Here is a 23461-nt window from a genome sequence, read left to right on the forward strand (position 1 = left end):
TCAGTTATTTAACTTAAAAAACCTAATTGGTTTGTTATTGAAAGCAACGGCATAAATTATACCGGTCGCGGTTTTAATTGTTTTAATATCCCTTACCTGGCCACGAAGCAAAAACCCGGATGATAGCGGCGAAATATTTTCAACGTCGCGGTTACCGTCAATAAATAGTACATCACCATAGTCCCCATCATACTTGCCCTCATAAGGTAATACCCCGCTGAAATTGCCACCGGCTAATATCCCTTTGCCATTGCCTGCAGAAAATGCGCTGAGTCCGAAAAGCGGTGAAATTTGTGCCGATGACGGAAATGCTTTGAACTCAAAATTACCCTTCCCTTTATTATAAAAAACACCTGACTGAAAAGATGCAGCCTTTAATGGTTTATTATCATTTAATGAGTCGCCAAATAACTGTTCAACCGTTTTACCGGCAAAATCATGAAAGTATAAAAACTTCTTTTTAATTAAAGGTACCTGTCTTTCAATCTCTCCCTTGCCTAAAAATGTATAATATTTTTGATCAATACCATAAGCCACTATCGGATCAATGGTGCCATTCTTATCCAGGTCGGCCAGGTACAGTTTCAATGGTTCATCAATGGTTGGTTTCAGCTTGGAATTGCTGCCGTAATTACCAGCCAATATATCAATTTTTCCATCGCCATCAGCATCGGCCAATACCACCTTTTGCCACCAGCCCGATAATTTGTCTATACCGGTTTGATGTAATTCCGTTAATTTTCCTTTTTTATTGAGGTAAATTTTTACAGGCATCCATTCACCAGCCACTACCAGATCTGGCCAGCCATCATTATCCAGATCGGCAAAGGCAGCCGAACGCAGCATACCGGCATGTTTTAATTCATCAGGAATGGCTGCCTGGTGATATACGCCATGGCCATCATTCATTAATAAATACGACTCAGGAATTTTGCCAAACCCAAAGCTATCCGGCGCACCGCCTACAAAAATATCTGGATAGCCGTCATGGTTCACATCGGCAACCGCTACTGCCGATTTATTTAATTTTATTGATGGAATATTAGCCGAACGTATAAAATTACCTTTGCCATCGTTCATATACAGCCGGTCGGCCAGTTCAGGGGCTCCATTGGGTAATTCATTTCCCCCGCTTGCTACATACAGATCGGGAAAGCCATCATGATTGGCATCCAGGAAAACTGCATCCACATCCTCACTTGCCGAATCTGTTACGAAAGCGGGTTGTGGCGATGGTTTAAAATCGCCGTTAGCGGTTTGAATAAACAACGCGCCAGGTTGGTTTCGTGCGTCGCAAACATAAAAATCCTCCAAACCATCATGGTTCACATCGGCAACGGCCATCCGCGGCCCTTCGGCCGAAAGCATGTGCGGGATAAGGGGTTGCTGGTTAAAATCTACAAAATCATCTTCCTTGTGTTTCCAGTTAATATGGATCGTATTGGTTATTTCTTTAAAAACAGGTTGCTGCGGCGGAAAAAACTGGTTATAATTAAATTTACCGCCTGCATTTCGCTGATCAATGGTTACCTGCTGATTGGCCTTTATATTTTTCAATAGCTGGCAGGTTTGATTTGGCCAAACAATTAAAATACTATCCGCGCTTTGCTTTTTACCCAAACCAAAATGCAGCCGCGGCTCAACCGACGATTGAAACCCGCGCGTAAGCATCAGCTGCTCGTATTGCATTTGCCCCTTGCAAAAAACATAAGCCTTTACACCTATGCCAAACTTATTATCCTGCCGGCCGGTAAACCTGAGCGTTAAATACGTTGTTTTGGTTGATGTGTTTTTGTAAATGCCGGCTTCGTGGTTTACGTTATTGGTTATCAGTTCAAGCCGGCCGTCATTGTTCAGATCGGCATAGGCCGCACCGTTGGCCAAACCGGGATCGCGCATGCCCCAGTCCTGACTTTTATCTTCAAATTTTTCGTTTAAATTCCCTTTAAATAAATAACTGTGCACTGCTCCCACCGGCATTTTATCCAACACCAGGCTATCATAACCACGTGTACTCAACATACCCTGAACCTGGTCATTAGAAACATATACTACATAATCCATATCCAGTGCCCGGCGCTTTATGCCATTGGCAATAAACAGGTCTTTGATGCCGTCATTATCAAAATCGGCCAGCAAGGGGCTCCAGCTCCAATCGGTAGCGGCTACACCATCCATTAATGCCACTTCGCTAAAGGCTTCGCCGTTGCCCATATTTTTCTGAAGCGCGTTACGCGAGTACTGATCCTGAAAACCATTGAGGGTGATCTTTAATTTATACTGATCATATGACTCATCGGCACCATAGCTTTTAAGTACCGATTCTTCGGCGGGCAACATATCGGCTGTTATTATATCAAGCTGGCCATCATTATTAAAATCGGCCATATCGTTACCCATGCTAAAGCGACTGTAATGGTTAAAATGTTTGGCACCTGATTCTGTAAAAGTTCCATTGTGGTTGTTGACGTAGTAATAATCATTTTCATGAAAATCATTGCCTACGTATATATCCTCCCAGCCATCATTGTTTAAATCGCCAACGGCTACCCCAAGCCCATACCCCAGCGCGCTATTATAAATACCCGCCTTTTTAGTTACATCAGTAAAATGATTATTTATATTGAGGTAGAGTTTGCTGCCAGCCAGTTTATTCTCCGTTTTTCGTGATGAAGTATCGCCATAAACAGCAACAGAATGATCAGACTGATTGAGCAGGAAACAATCGAGCTTGCCATCGTGGTTGTAATCAAAAAAAACAGCCTGTGTGGAGTAGCCCGAAAAATCAAGCCCATATTCGGCAGCTCTCTCTGTAAATGTACCGTCGTGATTGTTTATATAGAGTGTATTGTGTCCCTTTAAATTCAACTTACCGGCTACAGCGCATACGTAAATATCCAGGTAGCCATCATTATTAACATCGGCCATGGTTACCCCTGTGTTCCAGTCGGCAGTACCGGCAACACCGGCCTTTTGGGTAATATCTTCAAATTTATAGTTGCCTTTGTTCAAATATAGTTTGTTACCTCCTTTTTGATTGGCTGTAAAAAACAAGTCGGGCAGGCCATCATTATTAATATCGCCAACGGCAACACCCCCACCATTGTAGTAGTACAGGTAATCTAAAATACCGGGACGGTCATTATCGCTGATGCGATTTACAAAATGAATATTGGTTTGTGATGATGGCAACTGCTCAAAAAGAGGCGGTAAGGCCGGTTTCTGTTTGCATGACATCATGCCCAAAACAAGCAGCCATAAAAAAGGAAGGATCCTGTAACGTATAATTTGAGCCATATTAAAGCACCGGATAATTAACCTGCATATTAACCATATCATTGTCGCCCGCAGGAACCTTATTATTTAAATATCTTTCAAATGGCAGCACCTGCTTTTTTAAATCATGATCTTGTATATATTTTTCCATAGCTGTATAAAGCTTTTGTCTTTCGCTGTATTTGCCATAATAATCGCCTACTACTACTTTACCACCCGGCATATGCATAAAGGTAATTGCACTCGTTGAATTTACCTGTTTATTTACTGGTATACCTATTAATATTTGCAAAGAATCAGACTGATGTGAATAATAAGATCCTGATAATGAAGACACTGCTTTGATATTGCTTTGGGCAATAAAGCTATTGATATCATTTGCTGCTTTATTTATTTCAGGATATTTATTTTTAGCCAGGATGGTTTCCTTTTTAACGGCGAGGTAGCTTTCGGTTACATTTTTTTCATTAATGGTAAAGCCATAATAAAGCCTGGGATTTTCCATAAAAGCTTTTAAGCTTAACATCAGATAAGCAGGTTGTGCAGATGGTTCAAACTGCGAAATAAGCCATTTAAATACATTGGTTTTGGCATTAATAACTATGGTGGCATAGCTATTTTTAATTTCGGGCACAACCGTATAAAAACTATGATGTTCAATATGATTTAATGTGTTTACGACATTAAAGGTATTGGCACCAACGTTTTTAATGTTAAAAATCTGACTGGGTGTTCTTATCAAAAAACCGGAGTTAAAGCTTTGGGTGCTTATCTGATGATCCGCATAATTATTTATTTGAGGTTCCCATCTTTTCCAATTACCGGCATGTATTAACTGCTGGCAAACATCAAAATAATTTGATCGTATGCTTACACTGCTATGTTGTTGAAATGGGATAAAGCCTATAACTATTAGAATGACTAATGCAATTATTGCTTTTTTCATGTTATGTGTAACGGCTAAAATTTACAGTATAATATTACCTGTTTTATTACAGATTGAAGCTTTTATTAAAAACAATGGAACAGCATAAAGCTGTTCCATTGTTGTAACTGGTAAATCTTAAATCAATTAATTATAACCCGGATTTTGTTTTAATAAGGGGTTAGTATTAATTTGAGGTTGCGGTATTGGATAAAGAAAAGTGTGGTTATCTGCAGCATCCTGAGACTTCCCGGGTACACGTGGCCCGGTAAAATATTTGATGCCGGTTGCTACTTCAAACCTGATCAGATCGTTTCTGCGCCAGCCTTCCCAGGCAAACTCACGACCGCGTTCAGCAAGCAGATCGTCATATGACAAACTGGTAAAACCCGGCATATTTGCCCTTGTTCTTATTTTATTTACATTGATCAAAGCCGCACTCAGTTTATTTTGATGCAATTGGGCTTCGGCCGCCATCATATAAGCATCAGCTAACCTGAAACGCACACCATCATTGCTTGTACCATCGCTGCCTGTACCCGGTTGCGGCTGATATTTCACACTTCGGGCACCTGCATATTTAAAGCTATCGGCAGGGTTACTAAGCTCATTAACATAGGGGCTTAATACCGTGCCCGCTATTGGCGCACCTGCTGATGTATATTGCTGGCCAACCAACCACATTTTTTTACGCACATCAACATCGCTGAATGAACGGTAAAATTTGGTTGGCGCACAAAACCCGTTATACGGTTGATTGGTTAAATTAAACGTTTGGTTATTATTGTAATTCAGCGTGTACATTTGAATTACGTTCCCTTTAATGAGCGGATAATTGAATGGTATACAAAATATATTTTCAACCGACCCACGATTGTTGTAAGTAAAATTGTCGAAAAAGTTAGGCTGCAAACTGTACTTATTTGAATCAATAACCATTTGAGCGGTAGTTTCGGCTTTTTCCCATTGAGGGGTACCGGTATAAACCTGTGCATTTAAATAGAGCTTGCTTAACAGCATGTAACCTGCCCATTTATTCATATGACCATATATACCTGGGTTTTTTGTAGCATTATCGCCTGATAACAGTGGAACGTTCTTGGTAAGATCGCTTTCCAGGTAAGCATAAATATCAGACCTCTTTACCGGTGCTAAGCTTGCGCTGGAGCTATAGGTGGTTACCAGTGGTATATTACCATAAAGGTCCATCATTAAAAACAAGTAATAATCGCGCAGAACGCTGATCTCGGCAATAAGAACCGGAGCATTTGCAGGTTTACTGGCTAAACCATTAATTATGCTGATAACAAAGTTACATTTGGTTATACCGGCACTCAGATCAGTCCAGCCACCATTAACATTTGAATTATCAACCGCAAAATTATGTGTCCATAATTGTGTATGCACACCACCGTCATACCAGTCGTTACCGCGTGTTGGTATGATCATTTCGTCAGTTGAGGCTTCATTTAACTGAAATACGTTTTCTGTTTGTAATGGTGTTAAAGCAGTATAAGCCGGGGCCAAACCAGCAGCTATTTGCTGCGGTGTTTGATAAAAATTATCAATAGGTATAACGGTATATGTTTTTTTATCGAGCTTTTGACATGACTGCATAATCAAACTGCCTGCTGCCATGAATGCGATCAGTTGTAATATTTTTTTATTTTTCATCTCTTTAAAATTTGATTTACAAACAGTTATTTAAATGACACAGTTGTACCGAATGTAAAAGTTCTTGTTTTAGGGTAATATGCATAACCACCGTAATCAGCATCTATATAAGCCTGGTTTGTTCCGGCTACAGTAACCTCCGGATCAAGGCCTCTGTATTTAGTTATAACAAACAGGTTGTTAGCTGCTACATATACTCTTAATGAGTTTAAACCTTTAACTTGTTTAAATGTATAGCCTATTGATGCGTTATCCAATCGCAGGTATGATGCATTTTCCAGCCACCTGTCTGATTGGGTTGGGTTGCTTGTAATACCGTTGGTTAATGCTGCCCTGGTTGTATTGGTAGTAGGCAAACGGGTAACGGTTTCATAATCTAACAGAGTGTTATTAAATATTTTTTGTCCGTAAACGCCGCGTATAAAGAAGCTGAAACTCCAGTCTTTATAATTAAAGCTGTTATTAAGCCCATAATTAAATTTTGGACTTGGATCAATATAGTGTTTAGGTGGATTTTGGCCCGGATAGTCAGCAAGGGTTTTGCCATCAAACAACTCTACACCCTGTGCATTTACACCTGTGCTATGCGGCAGATAAAATACGTAAGGAGCATATCCCGGTACAAAACGGGTAATGGCCGTTGAACTTAAGCCCTGGCCCTGAGCAAAACCAACTTCAAAAAAACTGGTGTTTACCTTTGTACCATCGGCCAGTGTACCTGACAGATTCGCGATCCTGGTTTTAACAAAGTTTATATTACCCGATGCTGTCCAGTTAAGGCCCTCGCCTTTTAAAATCTGGCCGGTAAGCGCAATTTCAATCCCTTTATTAGTTAATGCACCCACGTTTGAAAATGTGGTACCTACAAGGTTTGGAGGAGTTGGCACCGTATTAGCAAAAAGCAAATCCTGGGTTTTATCATTATAATAGTTGATATCGCCTGATAAACGATCATTAAATAAAGAAAAATCAAGTCCTACGTTGCGTCCTATCCTGGTTTCCCATTTCAGGTAAGGGTTAGCATTTTGGTTAGGAGCATAGCTGGATGGATAATAACCGGTTGTACCATCATAAAATTTATTACCCGGTGCAACCAATGCCAGACTGCTGTAAGGGCCTATGCCATTTGCATTACCTACCCGGCCATAGCCAATGCGTAATTTTAAATCGTTAATCCAATCAACGTTATTTACTAAATCGCGTTTTAAACGATAAGCCAGGTCAAATGATGGGAAATACCCCACCTGGTAATTGCTACCAAATTTACTCGACTGGTCACGACGTACCGAAGCGGTTGCATAAAAACGACCATCGTAATTGTAGTTTACACGGGCAAGCAACGATTTCAACTCATTATCATCTTTGTAAGAACCGGGAGGAGGGAATATTAAACCGGTACCTAAGGCATTATCCAAACTTCCTTCTGATATTAACTGTTGCGATCCTGCAAAAAAGTAATTGGTAGGGAAAGTGCTTTTTTCAGCTACAGCTACTGCAGAAATATTATGCTTGCCAAAACTCTTGTCAAAATTAAGGTGGATATCTCCTTTGTAAGAGTTAGTGTTCAAGTTACTGTCCACAGCCATGCTGTTACTATTTTGAGCTACAAACCGGGGTACAAAATAGTGGGTTTGCACATTGTTGCGTGTAGTAGAACCCGTAACACCTATTTTAAGGCCGGGAAGCAGTGTGTAATTGATACTTGCATTTATATTGGTCAAATACTCATTATGCCTGTTATAGGTATTTGTTAAATACAGAACCGGGTTGTAGGCATTATAACCTGCACCATAGTCATTAAATGATCCGTCGGCATTTTTGATAGGGATAGTTGGCAATGCATTAAATACATAACCAATAGCGTTATAGTTTGTTAAGCTACGGTTAGTGTTAACATTTGATATACCTAATTGAATATCCAATTTATCGTTCAACGCTTTTTGCTCTGCATTAAAGCGTAAACCCAGCTGCTCCTTGTTACTATTGATAATTACCCCCTGCTGGTTCTGATAGTTTAATGATGCCCGATAATTAAAGCCATTTGCACCACCTGATATAGCAACGTTGTTGCTGTGCGTTAAAGCGGTGCGCGTAATGGCACGTTGCCAGTCGGTATTAACATCATCAGATTCGCCTTGTCCTTTTTGAGGGTTGGCTTTTGCCTGAGGTGTAGCCAAGTATTCGGCGGTATTTAGCAGATCCCAATATTTACTTTGTTTAGAAACACCCACGTAGCCGTTATATTCAACCTGGGTTTTACCTGCACTGCCTTTTTTGGTATTCACAATGATAACGCCGTTTGCACCGCGTGAACCGTAAATGGCAGTTGCCGACGCATCCTTTAACACATCGTACGACGCAATATCAGCCGGAGCTATATTCTGAAACTGAGTTGGGTCATCAAGCGGTATACCGTCAACCACAAATAATGGCGATTGGTTACCTGAAATTGATGTTTGCCCCCTTAAACGTATCGAAGCCGATTGGTTAGGGTCACCACCACCCTGGGTAATAACCAAACCTGCTACCTTGCCCTGAACCTGGTCAAGCGGGTTAATGATAGCACCCTGGTTAAAATCCTTAGCCGAAATGTTAGAAACAGCACCGGTAAGATCTTTTTTACGCTGGAAACCGTAACCTACGCTAACAATCTGTACCTCACTTAATGCGGTAGCGCTACCAACCATTGCAACATTTACAATTGTTTTGCCGGTAACATCAACCTCTTGTTTCGCATAACCCACAAATGATAGTACAATAGTATTTGCCGAGGCTGGCAATGAAAGTTTAAACTCACCATTGGGACCAGAATTAGTACCAATAGTTGAGCCTTTTGCCACAATGGATACACCTGGTAATGGTGAGCCATCATGTGAGTCTGTAACTTTACCGGTTATTACTTTGTTTTGCGCCATTACCGGCACAGCAAAGAAACAAAAAACGGCAAGACAGCTTACTTTAAGTAAATTTTTTAGCTGCATAAATTTAGATTTAATGTTTAAATGGTTTGATTTTAGGTATACCTGGTGATTTATAATATGAAATAACTATTGATGTTATTTTCTTCGTATAAACCTGTATAGTTCATGGTTTATTGGTATTTAATTGTTACGGCGGACTATAGGTATTTGTATATTTACTGTTCATATTGGTTATTTTATAATTCAAAAAAGTTCATTACCGATAAAATGCCAAAAGCAAAGCCATAGCAGTTAATCCACTTAATGCAAAAATTAAATATCCTTTAGCAGGGATAGCAACCCAACAAGGTCACTTACAGGAAAATTTTAATTATATAGGGTTATACTTTGCGTTTGGAAAGGTCATTTATCAGGTGAAATAATTCAGTATTCACCTTGCCTTAAATGAGCGTCACAAAGTAATAGGTAGATTAGTGCATTACCTATTTTTTTTCTTAAAATATAAATATATTTGACCTTTTATAAAGTTAAATATTTAACAATCAAGCGATTGTAAATAACCAAATCTGAAAAAGTATAAATAAAATTTAACTGTTTTAATATGCTTATATCACCAATGTTTAGCTTTTTTGCATAAAACCGGCTGCATTTTGATCAGGGCTTATTTAATACATCAACCGCTTTTATGGCCATTATTTTTTCGTCAAACTGATCTCCCGGAAGTATTGAGCGGGCTTTGATGCGCATTTTATATACATATATTGTATTTACGGAGTACTCCAAAATATTGGCAATAGTTTCGTTATCGTTTATACCCATCCTAATCAATGCAAAAATGCGCAGATCGGTATTTAACACCTCGTGATCTTTGGGCCATATCTGATCTTCCGGTTTAAAAAGTGAATTAAAAACTGTAATAAAATTGGGGAATATTTTCAGGAAGATATGATCGAACGTGTAAAACAGCAGGTCGCGTTCTTTTTTAATATTTATTTCGTTTACAACCAGTTGAATATCATCATATTTCCTTGCGGCAAGCTTCCTGTCAATATTTCTTTTTAATTTTTCAAGCTTTAATATATAGCCCGATATAACGTTAAAAAAGTACCCGATATACTCTTCTTTAATATGTGTATCTTCAATAAGCTTATCATTGGTGCTTTCTAACTGCTGGTTTTTTTCCTCAATGATCTTTTCTTTAACTTTTAAGCGTTTCAGCTGGTTAAATATAATAAAGAAGATCATCAGCACTAATATGGAAACAGCGCCTATGGATAAAAGATAAACAAGGAATTTATTTTTTTCTTTCTCCATTAAAACCAGCTTTTCAGCTGCCACTACAGGCAATACGGCACCTATTTTTATTTTTCTGAGCCGGGCGCCATAGTATTCGGCATCATCCATAGCCTGGTTTATAAAGATGTAGGCATCTTTTATATTACCGTTCCTATACAACAGATCGCCTAATTCAAAGCTGGCCAGGGTTTCTTTTGTTGATGATCTGATATCATTAATAACACCAATGATCAAAAGATCAGTACGCTCCCCTATCTGTGAAGGTCCTTTGTAAAAAGCACTGAGGCCGGTAGCCACCATAGCCCGCTGATGAGTAGTTAGGGGAAAGCTGTTTAATAAACGGGTATAATACTCCGATGGCTTTTTTAAATCACCCAATCTTACCTGTTTATTCCCCTGTTGCATCAAATAATCATACGAGTTTGGCTTACAAAGTGCAATAGTTGAATCCAGGTACTTTATAGATAGTTCATTGTTGTGTTGACTATAATAAATATTATTGTCATAATCGGCCAGGTCTGAATGAGCCCTGGCTCTTAATGCATAATACTGAATTTTTAAATCGTTATTTAAAAGATGAACATCAATTCCATTAAAACAATCAAACGCCTCTTTAAACATGCCTGCCGAAAGCAGTATAAAACCCAACTTTAATTTACAATCACTTTGTTTAGGGGCATCCTGAAGTATATTGCTTATGTTTTGCATTTTATTGATATACACATAAGCCGAATCAAACTGATATACTTTGTACTCTTCGTAAATATTACTGCAAAGCAGATATCGCAAATTGTAATTTGCCGACGGAACAGTTGATAATGATGCTTTCAACTGTTTTACATGCGCTTCTTTTTGATCGTCATAAATTTTTTTCCTTGTCAGCTCACGCTTCAGTTCATTAAGAAGGCTATCTGTTTTGGGTGATGCAAAGGCTGCACATCCAAAAATTACAAGAAATAAAATAGGTAAACAAATTCTCATAGTAAATAGATTAACTTATAGTAGGCCCTGCTAAAAACCTGGGTTAAAATCATTAAAAAAGATTTTAGTTGCATTTTAATTTATTAGCAGCAAGCGGTAATTATTCAAATAGTATTATAACTGATCAACCTGATAGTGGTTCAACAAGTTTAGTAAAACACCATTTGTCCACCCAAAGCCGTCCTGCAGGGGGTATTCTCCGCCACCAGCTTTTGCATCAGTATCCAATACATTGTATTTTTCCATTAGCTTACCGGTATCGCCAAAAACCCTGATATTGGTACGGATCCATGTTTCAGCAATTGATCTGGCCAAAATGTTTTGATTATATTTATTTAAAMCATCAATAGCCATATATTGCAATGGTGCCCATGCATTAGGGCTATCCCACTGCTGCCCTGATCTGTTAAACGTAGTAAGGAGCCCGCCAGATTTAAAAAACTTTATTTTAAGCGCTTTAGCCATTATTTCGGCCTGTTTGGCATTTGCTATTTTAAATTCAAGTGCAAATACGCCAGCCAGGGTTTGATGAGGGGTAATATGATTTAGTTTCCAGTTATAATCCATAAACCAGCCGGTACCTGCGCTCCAGCTATATTTTTGTATGGCCTTTTTACGCTGTGTGGCTTTGGTTAAATAAACACGGTATTCGCTGCCTTTTCCCTGTAATTGGAAGGAACGGGCTATAGATAGCTCCAGATGATAAAGCAGGCAATTGAGATCAACCGGAATAATATTGGTAGTTTGAATGGTTGCCAGCTTACCCGTTGTATCAAACCAGCGGGTGCTAAAATCCCAGCCCGACGCTGCAGCCGCCCGGATGTTCCGGTAAAAATCGCCTGGCTTTTGCAGGGTTGTTTTAGCAGCATCTACATCCTTTTTAAATGATTCTTCCCGTGGTTTGTCAGAGTCGTCCCAGTAACGGTTCAGTAATTCGCCGCCGGGCATCCGTACCACCATACGGTGTGCCTGACCTGGTTTTAGTTTGCCGGCGCCTTCCATCCAATAGGCATATTCTTTTAACAGCTCGGGCTGATATTTAACCAGTACTTTGGGGCCGTTATCTTTAGCCAGCAGATCAAGCATTAATGAAAAAAACGGAGGCTGTGACCGCGTTAAATAATAAGTGCGGGTGCCGTTAGGTATAAATCCATACTTATCAATCAGGTAGGCAAAATTATCGATCATATTTTCAATGACCTTTGTTTTATGGCTCTCCTGCAGGCCAAGCATAGTAAAGTATGAATCCCAGTAATACGTTTCGCGGAAGCGTCCGCCGGGAACTATAAAATCATGGGGCAAAGGCAACAATGATGAATATTTTGAAACCGTATCATGCCTGCGGTAAAGCACCTGCCAAAGGGTATCTATATGTTTGCGTATCCCCATTGATATATCGCTCTTAAAGGCGTCATTGTGCGTACCGGGAATAAAAAAATTATCGTTCACAAACTGTTTCAAATCAAATTCAGGCTTATTTTTTTGTGTTTCATAATCCTTCATGATCAGTTCAGGGCTGCGCTTGGGTGTAGCATCAACAAATATCTTATTATCAGGAAATATGTCAGTAAGCTGTACCGCCTCAAATAAACCCGGAAATAATTGTCTTGGAGTAAGGTTTTGGGCATATGCAATTAAAAAAACAAATAACAGTACTAATGTTAAAAGTGATTTTCTCATGGGTCAGTTAATATAATTGAAGCATGAAGGTAAAGAAAAAGCTTATAATATGTTAAGTCGGGTAAATAATTAACACTTTACCATACAGGTAATCAATTAATAATAGGGTTGATTAAAAAGTGATGTGTATTACTGCAAAAACTGCAAATTTTGAACCTTTTAGTTGATTAAATTTGAGGATCAGCTGCTTAACTTAGCAATTTAGTTTGTCTGCGTGGGTCATATTTCCTTAAAAAATGAATTACGTTGATCAATGCAACTTTAAAACATCTTAAATTAAAAGATTAATATCTTTTTGAGTGGATGGGTGTTGGGGAGAATTTTGTACAAAGCGCGGCGGCAGGCATGAGCTATCAAAATAACTCATGCCTGCCGCCGCGCATGTTTGCGGGGAGCTTTACCTGTTGTTGCCCGTGGGCTATTGTTCTTTTATCGGCTTACGATGCCAGTAATTTGCCAGTAAAGAGCCGGTGATGTTCATCAAGGGGCCAAATACGGCCGGGGCTAAACCAACGGTAGCAATTTTACCCATCTCCTTAGCCAAACCCGATGCCAGGCCTCCGTTTTGCATCCCAACTTCTATAGCCATTGTGCGGCAATCACGCTCATTCATTTTAAACAATCTGCCCGACCAATAGCCCAGGGTATAGCCCATCAGGTTATGAATTAACACCAGGAAAATAAGCATGAAACCAATGTTGAGCAAACTGCTTCGCCCGGCTGCGGTAATGATCACGATAATAAATGCAATACCAAACATAGATACCATTGGCATAACGCGTTCAAGCCACTTCGCTCTTTTAAGCAGGTATTTATTAAACAGAATACCCACTCCAATGGGCACTATCACCATTTTGGTAATATCCCACATCATGTTCAGCATATCTATTTTAATAAAGGCGCCTCCAAGCAGTTTCATCAATAATGGTGTAAAAATTGGCGCAAGCATGGTTGAAACCGCTGTAATTGTAATAGATAAGGCCAGGTTGGCCTTTGCAAGGTATGATATAACATTTGAAGCCATTCCATTTGGCGAACAGCCGATAAGAATTATACCTGCTGCAATTTCTGGTGGAAAACCGCTCAATTTAGCTAATGTAAACCCCAACAATGGCATGATCAGAAAATGGCTGAATACACCAATAAATACCCCTTTAGGCATTTTAATTACACCTGCAAAGTCTTTGATGCTCATAGATGTCCCCATGCCAAACATGATAAGTTGTATAAGCGGTGTGATGAGCACTGCCAGTTTAACTCCGTTTACCTGGATAAAATACTGCGGATAATATAAAGCGGTGGTAACCGCGGCAAAAATGATAAGCGTGTAAGAGAAGCCTTTAAGCAATGTAAATCCCCGAAACGAAATGGCCAGCGTTACAAAAAAAGCGATCAGGAATGGTCCGGCCTGTTCTATACTTCCGCGGTAAAAAAAGGCAGCCGAAATAAGCAGGCATATCACTGATAATCCCGCTACTATCTTATAAATATTAAAACTATTCAATTTATTATAATTTAAGATTGTATAACTACCAGGTTCTTTTCTCCATGAAAGCATCTAACTGCGCGCGTGTCATTTTTACTTTGCCGGGATTTTGATCCAGCCATTTTAAAAATGCCTCCTTGATGGGGTTTGTCCACTGGCTATCGATTTCGCCCGTGGTAAACTTACCCGATTTAAGCATAGCATGTCCAAATTCGTCACGGAGGGCGATAAATTCTGCAGTCGCTACAACTTTTTCTGCTAAATGAGCAGGTATAAACAGCACACCTTCTTTTTCGGAAATAACCAGATCGCCGGGCATTACAATAGCATGCCCTATTCTTATGGGGGTATTAAGGCCCATCAGCACCATCTCTTCCAAATAGGACGGGTCAAAATCACGAACAAATGCATTGAAACCCGGAATACTTTTTAATCCCTGCAGATCCCGAGCCGAGCCATCAAAGATCACCCCGTTGCCTGATTTACTGAATATGGAATTGCCCAGGTTGTCGCCTATTAATGTTCCTCCCTTTATTTTACCAAAACCATCGGCCACGTAAACATCACCTTTTTTTAATACATCAATAGGCCATGCATTGGTATTACCTTTTCGGCCTTCCTTTGCGCCCCGTTCCTTTATATTTTTTTCTACATCGGGGCGACTGGGCATAAACAAGGCTGTTACAGCACGGCCAATTACAGGCACATCATCATTCACCATTTTCCAGTTACCCTCAAACTGGTTATTGTAACCTTCGTTTCGTAACACCGTCCAGGCTTCTTCAATGCCGATGTTTTTGGCACGTGCAAGCAGATCATCCGGTATTTTGGGCCTGCCGTCATCAAAACGCTCGCCTTTCCACTCCGACGTGTAAAATATCAGTTGGTCTTTTGATAGCGTTTGCGCCTGGCTATTTGTATAAAACAGCATGAGCAGCAGGCAAATTTTAAAAATACTTCTCATTTGGTTATAGGTTAAATTTGGTTATTGAACTCTGGCAATTGACTTCGCGGGTATCCTCGGCGCCATAATCGGCGTGGCAATACCGTTCAAATCATACACTATTTTTCCGGCACGAATGGTCATTTCGCATTCTAACTTCTTGTCGGCGGCTATTTTGTAGCCGGTATAATCAAACAAGCCAAAAATACCTTTACGAATATTCAAAATAGCAACATCGGCATCTGAACCAACAGAAAGGTTTCCCAATTCTTCATGTTTAATTTCTTTTGCAGGATTTGAGGTACTGGTTTGTATTACTTCAAACAGGCCCATTCCTATATTAAGAAATTTGGACATGGTAGTCAGCATATCTTTCATAGCATTATTCATGCTGCCTGTATGGATATCTGTACTGATAGAATTTGGGAAAAAACCATCTTTTGCAGCCGGTATGGCCTGAGAAAAAGCAAAGCTGATACCGCCATAACCAACATCAAAGTAAATACCCCGCTTACGTGCTTCCCACACAAAGGGTTTTATTTTTTGGGTATTCAGATCAACAATATACTCTCTGCTGTCAAGCTGCCCAAAACAATGTGTAAAAATGTCGCCGGGGCGCAAGTGTTTCATGAACAACTCCTCGATTGACAATGGCGGATTACTGCCTCCAAAGTCGATCATAACCGGCAGGCCGCCGGCCATATTTCCTGCTTGAACGGCATGGTCAACCGCAACCCATTCGTGACCTTCATAATGTGCAACTTTAAACCCAACTACGTAATTCCGATAACGGCGGGCTATTAACGCGGCCATTTTAGGGTCCATATCGTTTGAGTTTTGTTCGTAGCCACCCCGCATGCCTTCGCCCACAATGTTGATGAAAGCCAGCACCCTCGTTTGCGACTGGTCTATGGTTTGTGCCTTAAATGTGGGGAAAGTGCGCCATCCCGAGCTACCTGCATCAACCACGGTGGTAACGCCATTACGAAATGTAAAACCATCAGGAGGCACGGCCAGGTTACCGTTTTCGTACTGATGATCAGGCTCGGTACCATAAAAATTGTGTGAATGGATATCAATCAGCCCCGGTGTAACGTACAAACCCGTAGCATCAACAACCTGCAAGCCCTGCCTGGCGTCAATACTTTTTGCAACCAGCGCTATCTTACCATCTTTTACCGCTACATCCATTTCAGCATCGATGTTATTTTTGGGGTCAATTACGTGCCCGCCTTTAATCACAATACTGTAGGTTTGCGCGTTTAAAGCCATAATAGTCAAGCCCATAGCTGCTATTATCAAGAATATTTTTTTTCTCATTTTTAGCTTGTTATAATTTAAATAGTGCAGAAAACTTTAGGCAATATTTATCCTGTCAGAGCAGGATTACCCGTTCTGTAAAGCAATGAATCAATGTAAATCAGCTTAAACTACCTGTTGTAAAATGGCCTTGACCTTATTGGCAACTACATCTATCTGGTCGGGCCTTAACAGCACCACGCCAATAATCAGTGTGTCATTATGTCCATTAGCCACTATACTTGGCGTACCGCTTTTTAGGGCCGCCAGCACATCTTTAGGTTTTGTTTTTACTTTGGTTTGATCCCAGGTAACATATAAACTTGGGAAAGCATTAGCCGGTCCGGGGTTGACCACTATTTTGCTTTTTACCGTTGGAATGGTTTCTAACCGGGTACCAATATATTTTGCCCGTTGCAGCCAGTCATCCCACTCTTTATGATGATCTTTTTCGAGGTATGCTTTTAAGGCGGCGTACATGCCAAACATTTCTTCTTTATTCACCTTCATCGGTCGGCCTATTGGTGCTTCATTGGGGCTGTGATTGAGCCGGGCAGCGGTTATCAGGTCTTTACGACCGAATAGTAAACCAGCACTTTGCGGCCCGTGGATCATTTTACCTCCCGAAAAAGTAACCAGATCAAATCCCATTTTTTGAAATTTAAACAGGTTCTCTACCGGGGGTACGTCTGCTGCCGCGTCAATAAACGTAATGATGCTGTGTTTTTTGGCAATTTGTAAAAACTGCTCATGTGTAATGCTGCTTTTTTCGCCCGCATTAAAAAACAAGGCCATCACTGTATTGCTGTTTATCGCGTTTTCCATACCCTCCGGCCCCTCTACCTCAATGATCTTCGCGCCTGTAGTGCTTACAGCCTGATCAAACAGATACCGGTGTGTTTTCTGCATAATAACTTCAGGCCTTGGGCCGGGCAGGTTAGGCAGTTGTTTTATTTTATCCTGGTTAGTACCCGTTATGGCTGCCGCGGTCCCTAAAACTATGGCGCATGAGGCGCCGGATGTTACCATGGCTGCTTCAACATGAAGCATTTCGGCAATCCTGGCACCTACTTTATCCTGCAGTTCATACATGTTGGCAAAATCATGCGAGGTTGAGTTAATAGCCTCTAGTACTTCAGGCAGCATCAATGAACCCGATAAAAAGGTCATAGTTACCCCTGCATTGATAACCGGGGTAACATCAAGCTCTTTGAAAAAATCGCGTTTAGGCGTAGAAACCGGTATGGGAGTGGTATGTAAAGCGGCCGCTTTGCCTATAAATCCGCTGGTTAGCGGTAGTATAGTAAGGCCTTTAATAATATCTCTGCGTTTCATATTAATCTGTATAACTTAATTTGATACTGCTATATATAAGCGATACAATCCATCTCTACCAGTGAGTTTCCCGGAACACCACCCTTAGCTACAGCCACAGTAGTACGTACCGGCGGGTTTTTACCAAACCGGCCTTTGTAAACATCATTCATGCCCTGGTAATCGGCAATATCATTCAGGAACACGGTTACTTTTAATACTTTTTCCATTGATGAGCCTGCTTTTTTAAGCTCGCTTTCAAGCTCTTTCAATACAATTTCGGTATGGGCCTTGATCTCAAACGGCTCAACATGGGCGCCCTTGCCGGCTATAAAAATCATATTACCCAATTTGGTAGAACCGGAAAACAAAGGCACATCCTGGTGTGTGGTAATGTTGTTAACTTCTTTCTCTTCGCTTTTTACAACATCTGCTTTTGCGAAACCGAATATTGAAATCCCGGCTGCCGAAGCCAGCATTTTTTTTAAAATTGATCTTCTTTCCATTGTTATGATATTTTGATTTAGCGTTTAATGTTTATTATAAATAATAGCCAGCGGCATGCTTATCATGTTTTGAAAAAAGCATATCCGGCATGGGCTGGCTATTGTTAATCAACTGTTACTGACCAATATGATCAGGGACGATCCCACCAGATACGGGTCAGGAACTCATCCGGGCCCTGACGGGCGATTACCGCATTATAATTGGCCCTGTTTAAATTTTGCTCGGTTGTAGGATATAACATCCTTCTGAATATCTTGCCGCCTGTAGCGTTACCCACGTAATTGTTAGGGATCAATGCCGGATAGCCGGTACGCCTGTAGCTTGCAAATACTTCCTGCGAATTAGGAAACACACCAACCCAAAACTGGGTATAGATCTGTTCCATTTGTGCATTGAATGTACCTGTGGTGTTTAGGCGGTGATAGCTCAGATAGGTCTGGATCTGGTTGTTGCTGATGGTAGCTCCAAACAGTGCCCATTGACGCATAGACGCGCTGATGCCGTTCTCATACAAGGTACTTGCGCCCGATGCGGTATACCAGCCACGCAATGCGGCTTCGGCCAGCAGGAAATTGGTTTCGGCATTGGTGAGTAACAGGTAAGGACTGTTCAGCTGTAAAATTGTTCGCGGATTAGGCTCCGAATAGGTTACAAATACAGCATCGGCCGGTTTCGCGCTCAAACTGGATGACATACCCTTTTGGATAGCAGCTGTAGTATCAGCAAGCTTATTTACCCAAACTACCGAAACAGCAGCCAAACGGGGGTCTTTGTTATTTTTTAAATAATCAATAAACACATCCTGGTATTTACCACCTTCGGGGTTAGATGTGCCGTTTGCTCCAATGAAATCAGCGTTAAGCATACCCAATGCCAGCGGGTTTTTATTAATATCCTGACCCGCCGGAACGTAACCGTTTACTTTTGCTATATCAGCATCCGCGGTGATCACACCACCGGCAATCGCTTTTTTTGCCCATGTTTCGGCACCTGCAATATCAACCTTGGTCATACGCATGGCACAACGGAGCATTAATGAATAGGCAAACTTTTTCCACTTGTCTACATCGCCGTTATAAATCAAATCCGCAGCACCAAAAGTTGGTTTTGCCGCATTAAATGATGTCGCGGCCTCATTCAGCTCCTTCAGGATATCAGCATAAATGTTTTTTTGCTCATCATACGCTGGCATATAAATAGCGTCTGTAAACCCTTTGCCGGCCTGCGAATACGGGATATCCCCATACAGATCGGTTATCCGGCTAAAACAATAAGCCCGCCATATTCTGGCTGCTGCCAGCAGATTAACCTGGTCTGCATTGCCGGTAACAGAGGTGATTACCTGCGTAACCTCGTTGATCTCCTTTGGATAGGCAATGTCAAATACTCCCCAGGACTGTGAGCTTTGACTAAGCACATACTTTGCGCCAAACCCGGCCACATCATTGTAGCTGGTGGTATATTGCATGGTGCCCTGAAGCAAATCTAACACATCGCCAGCTCCATCTAACTCGGCTTTGGTAAACACGAAGGCAGGTGTAGGGTTGGCAGATGAATTGGGATTGGTATTAATTGCCTCAAAATTTTTGTCGCACCCTTGTAAGCCAATACAAGCCGTTAATAACAAAAGGGTTAATTTGGGAATAAAATATTTTTTCATGTTAATGATTTTTCGGAATTAAAATTTAACCATCAGATTCAATCCATAGCTTCTTGTTCTTGGTAACCCGAAAGATTCAAACCCCTGACTTGATCCATTTGTAAAGCTCGATTCAGGGTCAAAATTGTCTGTCTGTTTATAGATGGTTAACAGATTACGTGCAACAAACGAGATTGAAGCGTTTTGTACGCTTATGGCTTTCAGTAATTCAGCAGGAATGCTGTAGGTAAATATGACCTGGCGAAGCTTCACAAAACCGGCATCGTGCAAAAACAGCTCTGAGTAAGATTTGTAGTTATCGTAATAGCTACGGAGGTTTGATACAGGCACCGTTCTTGAATATGGATTGCCGGCCTGGTCAACACCGCTTAACTGTAAGCCGCTTTCCCTCCCCGGTAAGGTTGTTTTCATTAAACCTAAACGGGTACCATAAACCTCCATCAATGAAAATATCTTGTTACCGAATTTGCCATCGAGCAGGACATTTAAAGAAAACCTTTTATAACGGAAATCATTAGAGAAACCCATGGTTATTGGAGCAACTCCCTTGCCTAAAGTTTGCAGCCCTGTTGCAACAGGTAAACCCGTGGTGGCATTGAATACTGTTTGCCCATTAGCATTTTTAAGGATACGTGTACCTACTATTGAACCATAGGATTGGCCTACAATGTTGTTGATGTATGCCCAGCCATTAACAGAGGATGCCATCTGGATTTGGTCGAGCCCGGCGGCCAGTCTTACAACTTCATTTTTGTTATAGGCAAAGTTATAGCTGGTAGTCCAGCCAAAGTTTTTAGATTTAACAGGAGTGCCGTTTAACAATAGCTCAATACCTTTATTGCTTAGTTCCCCAACATTTAAGATCACGTTGTTGTAACCGGTAGTTCCTGATATGGCTGTAGAAACGATATCATTAGTGGTTTTTCGGTCATACAAGGTTACATCAAAACCCAAGCGACTGTTAAATAAACGCGCTTCAATACCGGCCTCAGTGGTGGTTGATGTATAAGGGCGAAGCTTTGAATTGGTAATGGTTGTGCTGGAAACGTTTTGCAATGGCTGGCCCGAACTTGGCACCATAGTAAATGCCTGATTGATTTGATATGGGCTTGGCGCACCGCCGCCTACTTGTGCATACGAGGCCCTGAGCTTGGCATAGCTGATCACCTCAGGCAGTTTAAATGCTTCAGAAAGAACAAAGCTACCACCTACCGAAGGGTAGAAAAGACTGTTGTTTTGAGGGCTTAAAGTAGAGAACCAATCCTGACGGCCGGTAACTGTTAAGTAAGCAAAGTTCTTATAACCAATATCGGCCGAACCCATCAATGAGTTTATAGCCGTTTTGTTATTGGTTGGCGTGGTTGAAATGGTGGAAAGGTTGGTTGAACTATAAAAATAAGGTATAATATAGTTGCTGCCTGTAATATTGCTTTCATTATAAACAGAGCGCTGCTGGTTAGCACCAACAAAGGCTGTTAAAGCAAAATCATTGGTTATTTTACCATTATAGTTAAGCGTTAACAGGCCGTTAGTTTCAGAAGCATCAACTTTCAGTTCGCTATATTGCCCGTTTGGTACATACAATGTGCCGGTTGGCAGTATATATTGATAGTTATAATAATAAAAGTCGCGACTTACAACACCTTTTAATGACAGGTTTTTAATGATCTCGAAAGTAATACCGGCCTGGCCAATGAACCGGTTCTTGTTGTCATTTTCTTTAAACTTATTGGCTACGAAATAACTGTTAGACGCGATAGAAGCATCGTTCCAGGCAATCTCATTACCATTTGCATCATAGCCCGGTTTTAGCCACCTGATATCAGCGGTATTGGCAATCATATACGGTGTCCAGTTGGGGTTACCTAAAGCATCACCGGCTGTGGTTCTGTTATTTGCCGTTTCAATATTATACTGGGCTAAAGCTTCAATATTAATACGTTTACCCAACTTACTGTTAATGCTGAGATTAGCGGTTTTACGGTCGTAAGTTGTATTGGGCAGCACGCTTTTGCTGTTTAGGTCCGCAGCAGAAAAACGGTAGGTAATTGCTTCTGTGCCCCCGGTAAAAGCCAATGTATTGGTAAAAGTAGACCCGGTTTGGTAGAAGTTTTTAATGTTATCTCTCTGAGCGCTGTAGGGATGGGTAAGCCCGTCGGCCGCAACGTAAGGAGAACCATCAATTTTTGCACCGAAAGACCGGCGGCCAGTCTGGATAGCTTCGCCTTGAGTTGTTGGTTTCACACCGTTATCTCCCTGGCCATACTCATACTGCCAGTCAGGAAAAACGGCAGGCTTTTCCATGGTATAAGACGAGTTATAATCAACACCAATACCTTTTTGGGCACGTCCTTTTTTTGTGGTGATCAATATGACGCCATTAGCAGCCCTTGCACCATAAAGTGCCGCTGCCGTACCGCCTTTAAGTACACTGATAGACTCAATGTCATCCGGATTAATACCAGCTATGCCGTCGCCACGGTCAACGTTACCAGCACTGCCATTGGTTGTGGCGCTGCCACCCGGTACTGAGTTTTCAAGCGGCATACCGTTAATTACATACAAGGGCTGATTACCGCCTGATAAAGAGCCGTTACCACGGATAATGACCCGGCTTGATCCGCCCGGACCTGTGGATAAACCAGTGGCATTTACACCGGCAACTTTACCGGTAAGCGCGTTGGCCACATTGTTTTCACGGGCTTGTGTAAACTCATCGCCTTTTACTTCTGTAACAGAATACGCCAAAGCTTTTCGCTGACGCGAAATACCAAGGGCTGTTACCACAACTTCGTTCAGTTTACTGGCTTCTTCTGTTAATTTAACATCGATAACTTTGCGGCCGCCAACTACAATTTCCTGGGTTAAATACCCTATGGATGAGAATACAAGTACTGCATTTTCATCAGGTACATTAATGCTGTATCTACCATCGGCGTTAGTGCTGGTTGCCATCTTGCTGCCTTTAACCTTTACTGTGGCACCTGGTAAAGCACCGGTATTATCTGTAACCCTGCCTGTTACCTGCACTGGTACTGCTTTTAGTGGCCCGGCGGGTATTATCTGCTTTTTTTCAATCAGGATCATATTGCCCGACAGTAAGTAATCCATGCCCAATGGATCAAGTATTTTTGATAATACCAAACCCACTTTTTCATTTTTAACCTCAATAGTCACCATTTGATCGGTAACTATTTCGTTACTGAAAACAAAACTCAGCTTGATCTCTTTATTGATTTGTTTTAATACATTTTTAACAGGCATGTTTATCACTTTTAGTGATATGGGAGTATTTAAGTCCTGTGTAATGTGGCCAACGGCGCTTGTTTTGAAGCAGCAAACGTATAAAAGCCCCGTGACAATGACTATCCTGCTTACGGCTTTACGCAGCCGGTTAGAGGACAATGATTTTTTTGTCATATATTTGATGAAAATTTGTGGTGATTAAATGCCCTTACGGGAAAAACTATGAATTGTCAGAGCGTCAGCTCGATAAGGT

At 41.0% G+C, this 23461-nt stretch carries 13 protein-coding genes; all 13 read right to left on the minus strand.

All coding sequences use genetic code 11. The features are described 5' to 3' along the window. The 13 genes from AC1DRQ_RS02120 to AC1DRQ_RS02180 all read right to left on the minus strand — a co-directional run bounded on the left by AC1DRQ_RS02120 (nucleotide 1) and on the right by AC1DRQ_RS02180 (nucleotide 23382). Nucleotides 1-3297 carry a VCBS repeat-containing protein gene (locus AC1DRQ_RS02120; protein WP_477421974.1) on the minus strand — a complete coding sequence of 1099 codons (3297 nt, stop codon included), beginning with the start codon at nucleotides 3295-3297 and terminating at the stop codon, nucleotides 1-3. Nucleotide 3298: 1 nt separating this feature from the next. Beyond that, nucleotides 3299-4222: a GyrI-like domain-containing protein gene (locus AC1DRQ_RS02125; protein ID WP_477421975.1), complete on the minus strand. Its 924-nt coding sequence runs from the start codon at nucleotides 4220-4222 to the stop codon at nucleotides 3299-3301. 126 nt (nucleotides 4223-4348) lie between these two features. Then, entirely contained in the window at nucleotides 4349-5875 is a 1527-nt protein-coding gene (locus AC1DRQ_RS02130) for a RagB/SusD family nutrient uptake outer membrane protein (RefSeq protein WP_477421976.1), read from the minus strand. Between the two features lie 26 nt (nucleotides 5876-5901). Beyond that, entirely contained in the window at nucleotides 5902-8856 is a 2955-nt protein-coding gene (locus AC1DRQ_RS02135) for a SusC/RagA family TonB-linked outer membrane protein (protein ID WP_477421977.1), read from the minus strand. A gap of 594 nt (nucleotides 8857-9450) precedes the next feature. Then, nucleotides 9451-11073 (minus strand): DUF6377 domain-containing protein, encoded by a 1623-nt coding sequence (locus AC1DRQ_RS02140; RefSeq protein WP_477421978.1) that lies wholly within the window; start codon nucleotides 11071-11073, stop codon nucleotides 9451-9453. 114 nt (nucleotides 11074-11187) lie between these two features. Further along, nucleotides 11188-12753 (minus strand): alpha,alpha-trehalase TreF, encoded by a 1566-nt coding sequence (gene treF, locus AC1DRQ_RS02145; RefSeq protein WP_477421979.1) that lies wholly within the window; start codon nucleotides 12751-12753, stop codon nucleotides 11188-11190. A gap of 418 nt (nucleotides 12754-13171) precedes the next feature. After that, nucleotides 13172-14257: a bile acid:sodium symporter family protein gene (locus AC1DRQ_RS02150; RefSeq protein ID WP_477421980.1), complete on the minus strand. Its 1086-nt coding sequence runs from the start codon at nucleotides 14255-14257 to the stop codon at nucleotides 13172-13174. Between the two features lie 25 nt (nucleotides 14258-14282). Beyond that, on the minus strand, nucleotides 14283-15203 hold the full coding sequence (locus tag AC1DRQ_RS02155) for an RraA family protein (protein ID WP_477421981.1): 921 nt from the start codon (nucleotides 15201-15203) through the stop codon (nucleotides 14283-14285). Between the two features lie 21 nt (nucleotides 15204-15224). Beyond that, on the minus strand, nucleotides 15225-16502 hold the full coding sequence (locus tag AC1DRQ_RS02160) for an amidohydrolase/deacetylase family metallohydrolase (protein WP_477421982.1): 1278 nt from the start codon (nucleotides 16500-16502) through the stop codon (nucleotides 15225-15227). Nucleotides 16503-16607: 105 nt separating this feature from the next. Then, nucleotides 16608-17816 carry an aminotransferase class V-fold PLP-dependent enzyme gene (locus AC1DRQ_RS02165; protein WP_477421983.1) on the minus strand — a complete coding sequence of 403 codons (1209 nt, stop codon included), beginning with the start codon at nucleotides 17814-17816 and terminating at the stop codon, nucleotides 16608-16610. A 29-nt stretch (nucleotides 17817-17845) separates the two neighbouring features. Further along, entirely contained in the window at nucleotides 17846-18301 is a 456-nt protein-coding gene (locus AC1DRQ_RS02170) for a RidA family protein (protein ID WP_429399729.1), read from the minus strand. Between the two features lie 131 nt (nucleotides 18302-18432). Beyond that, nucleotides 18433-19962 (minus strand): SusD/RagB family nutrient-binding outer membrane lipoprotein, encoded by a 1530-nt coding sequence (locus tag AC1DRQ_RS02175; protein WP_477421984.1) that lies wholly within the window; start codon nucleotides 19960-19962, stop codon nucleotides 18433-18435. An 18-nt stretch (nucleotides 19963-19980) separates the two neighbouring features. Further along, the gene (locus AC1DRQ_RS02180; protein WP_477421985.1) at nucleotides 19981-23382 is read right to left on the minus strand and encodes a SusC/RagA family TonB-linked outer membrane protein; all 3402 of its coding nucleotides are present in this window, start codon (nucleotides 23380-23382) and stop codon (nucleotides 19981-19983) included. Nucleotides 23383-23461: the final 79 nt, after the last annotated feature.

Source organism: Mucilaginibacter sp. P4_E8 (assembly GCF_056401495.1).

Coding starts and splice junctions, on each gene's coding strand:
- AC1DRQ_RS02120 (WP_477421974.1), bottom strand. CDS start 3,297: ATGGCTCAAATTATACGTTACAGGATCCTTCCTTTTTTATGGCTGCTT.
- AC1DRQ_RS02125 (WP_477421975.1), bottom strand. CDS start 4,222: ATGAAAAAAGCAATAATTGCATTAGTCATTCTAATAGTTATAGGCTTT.
- AC1DRQ_RS02130 (WP_477421976.1), bottom strand. CDS start 5,875: ATGAAAAATAAAAAAATATTACAACTGATCGCATTCATGGCAGCAGGC.
- AC1DRQ_RS02135 (WP_477421977.1), bottom strand. CDS start 8,856: ATGCAGCTAAAAAATTTACTTAAAGTAAGCTGTCTTGCCGTTTTTTGT.
- AC1DRQ_RS02140 (WP_477421978.1), bottom strand. CDS start 11,073: ATGAGAATTTGTTTACCTATTTTATTTCTTGTAATTTTTGGATGTGCA.
- AC1DRQ_RS02155 (WP_477421981.1), bottom strand. CDS start 15,203: ATGAGAAGTATTTTTAAAATTTGCCTGCTGCTCATGCTGTTTTATACA.
- AC1DRQ_RS02160 (WP_477421982.1), bottom strand. CDS start 16,502: ATGAGAAAAAAAATATTCTTGATAATAGCAGCTATGGGCTTGACTATT.
- AC1DRQ_RS02165 (WP_477421983.1), bottom strand. CDS start 17,816: ATGAAACGCAGAGATATTATTAAAGGCCTTACTATACTACCGCTAACC.
- AC1DRQ_RS02170 (WP_429399729.1), bottom strand. CDS start 18,301: ATGGAAAGAAGATCAATTTTAAAAAAAATGCTGGCTTCGGCAGCCGGG.
- AC1DRQ_RS02175 (WP_477421984.1), bottom strand. CDS start 19,962: ATGAAAAAATATTTTATTCCCAAATTAACCCTTTTGTTATTAACGGCT.
- AC1DRQ_RS02180 (WP_477421985.1), bottom strand. CDS start 23,382: ATGACAAAAAAATCATTGTCCTCTAACCGGCTGCGTAAAGCCGTAAGC.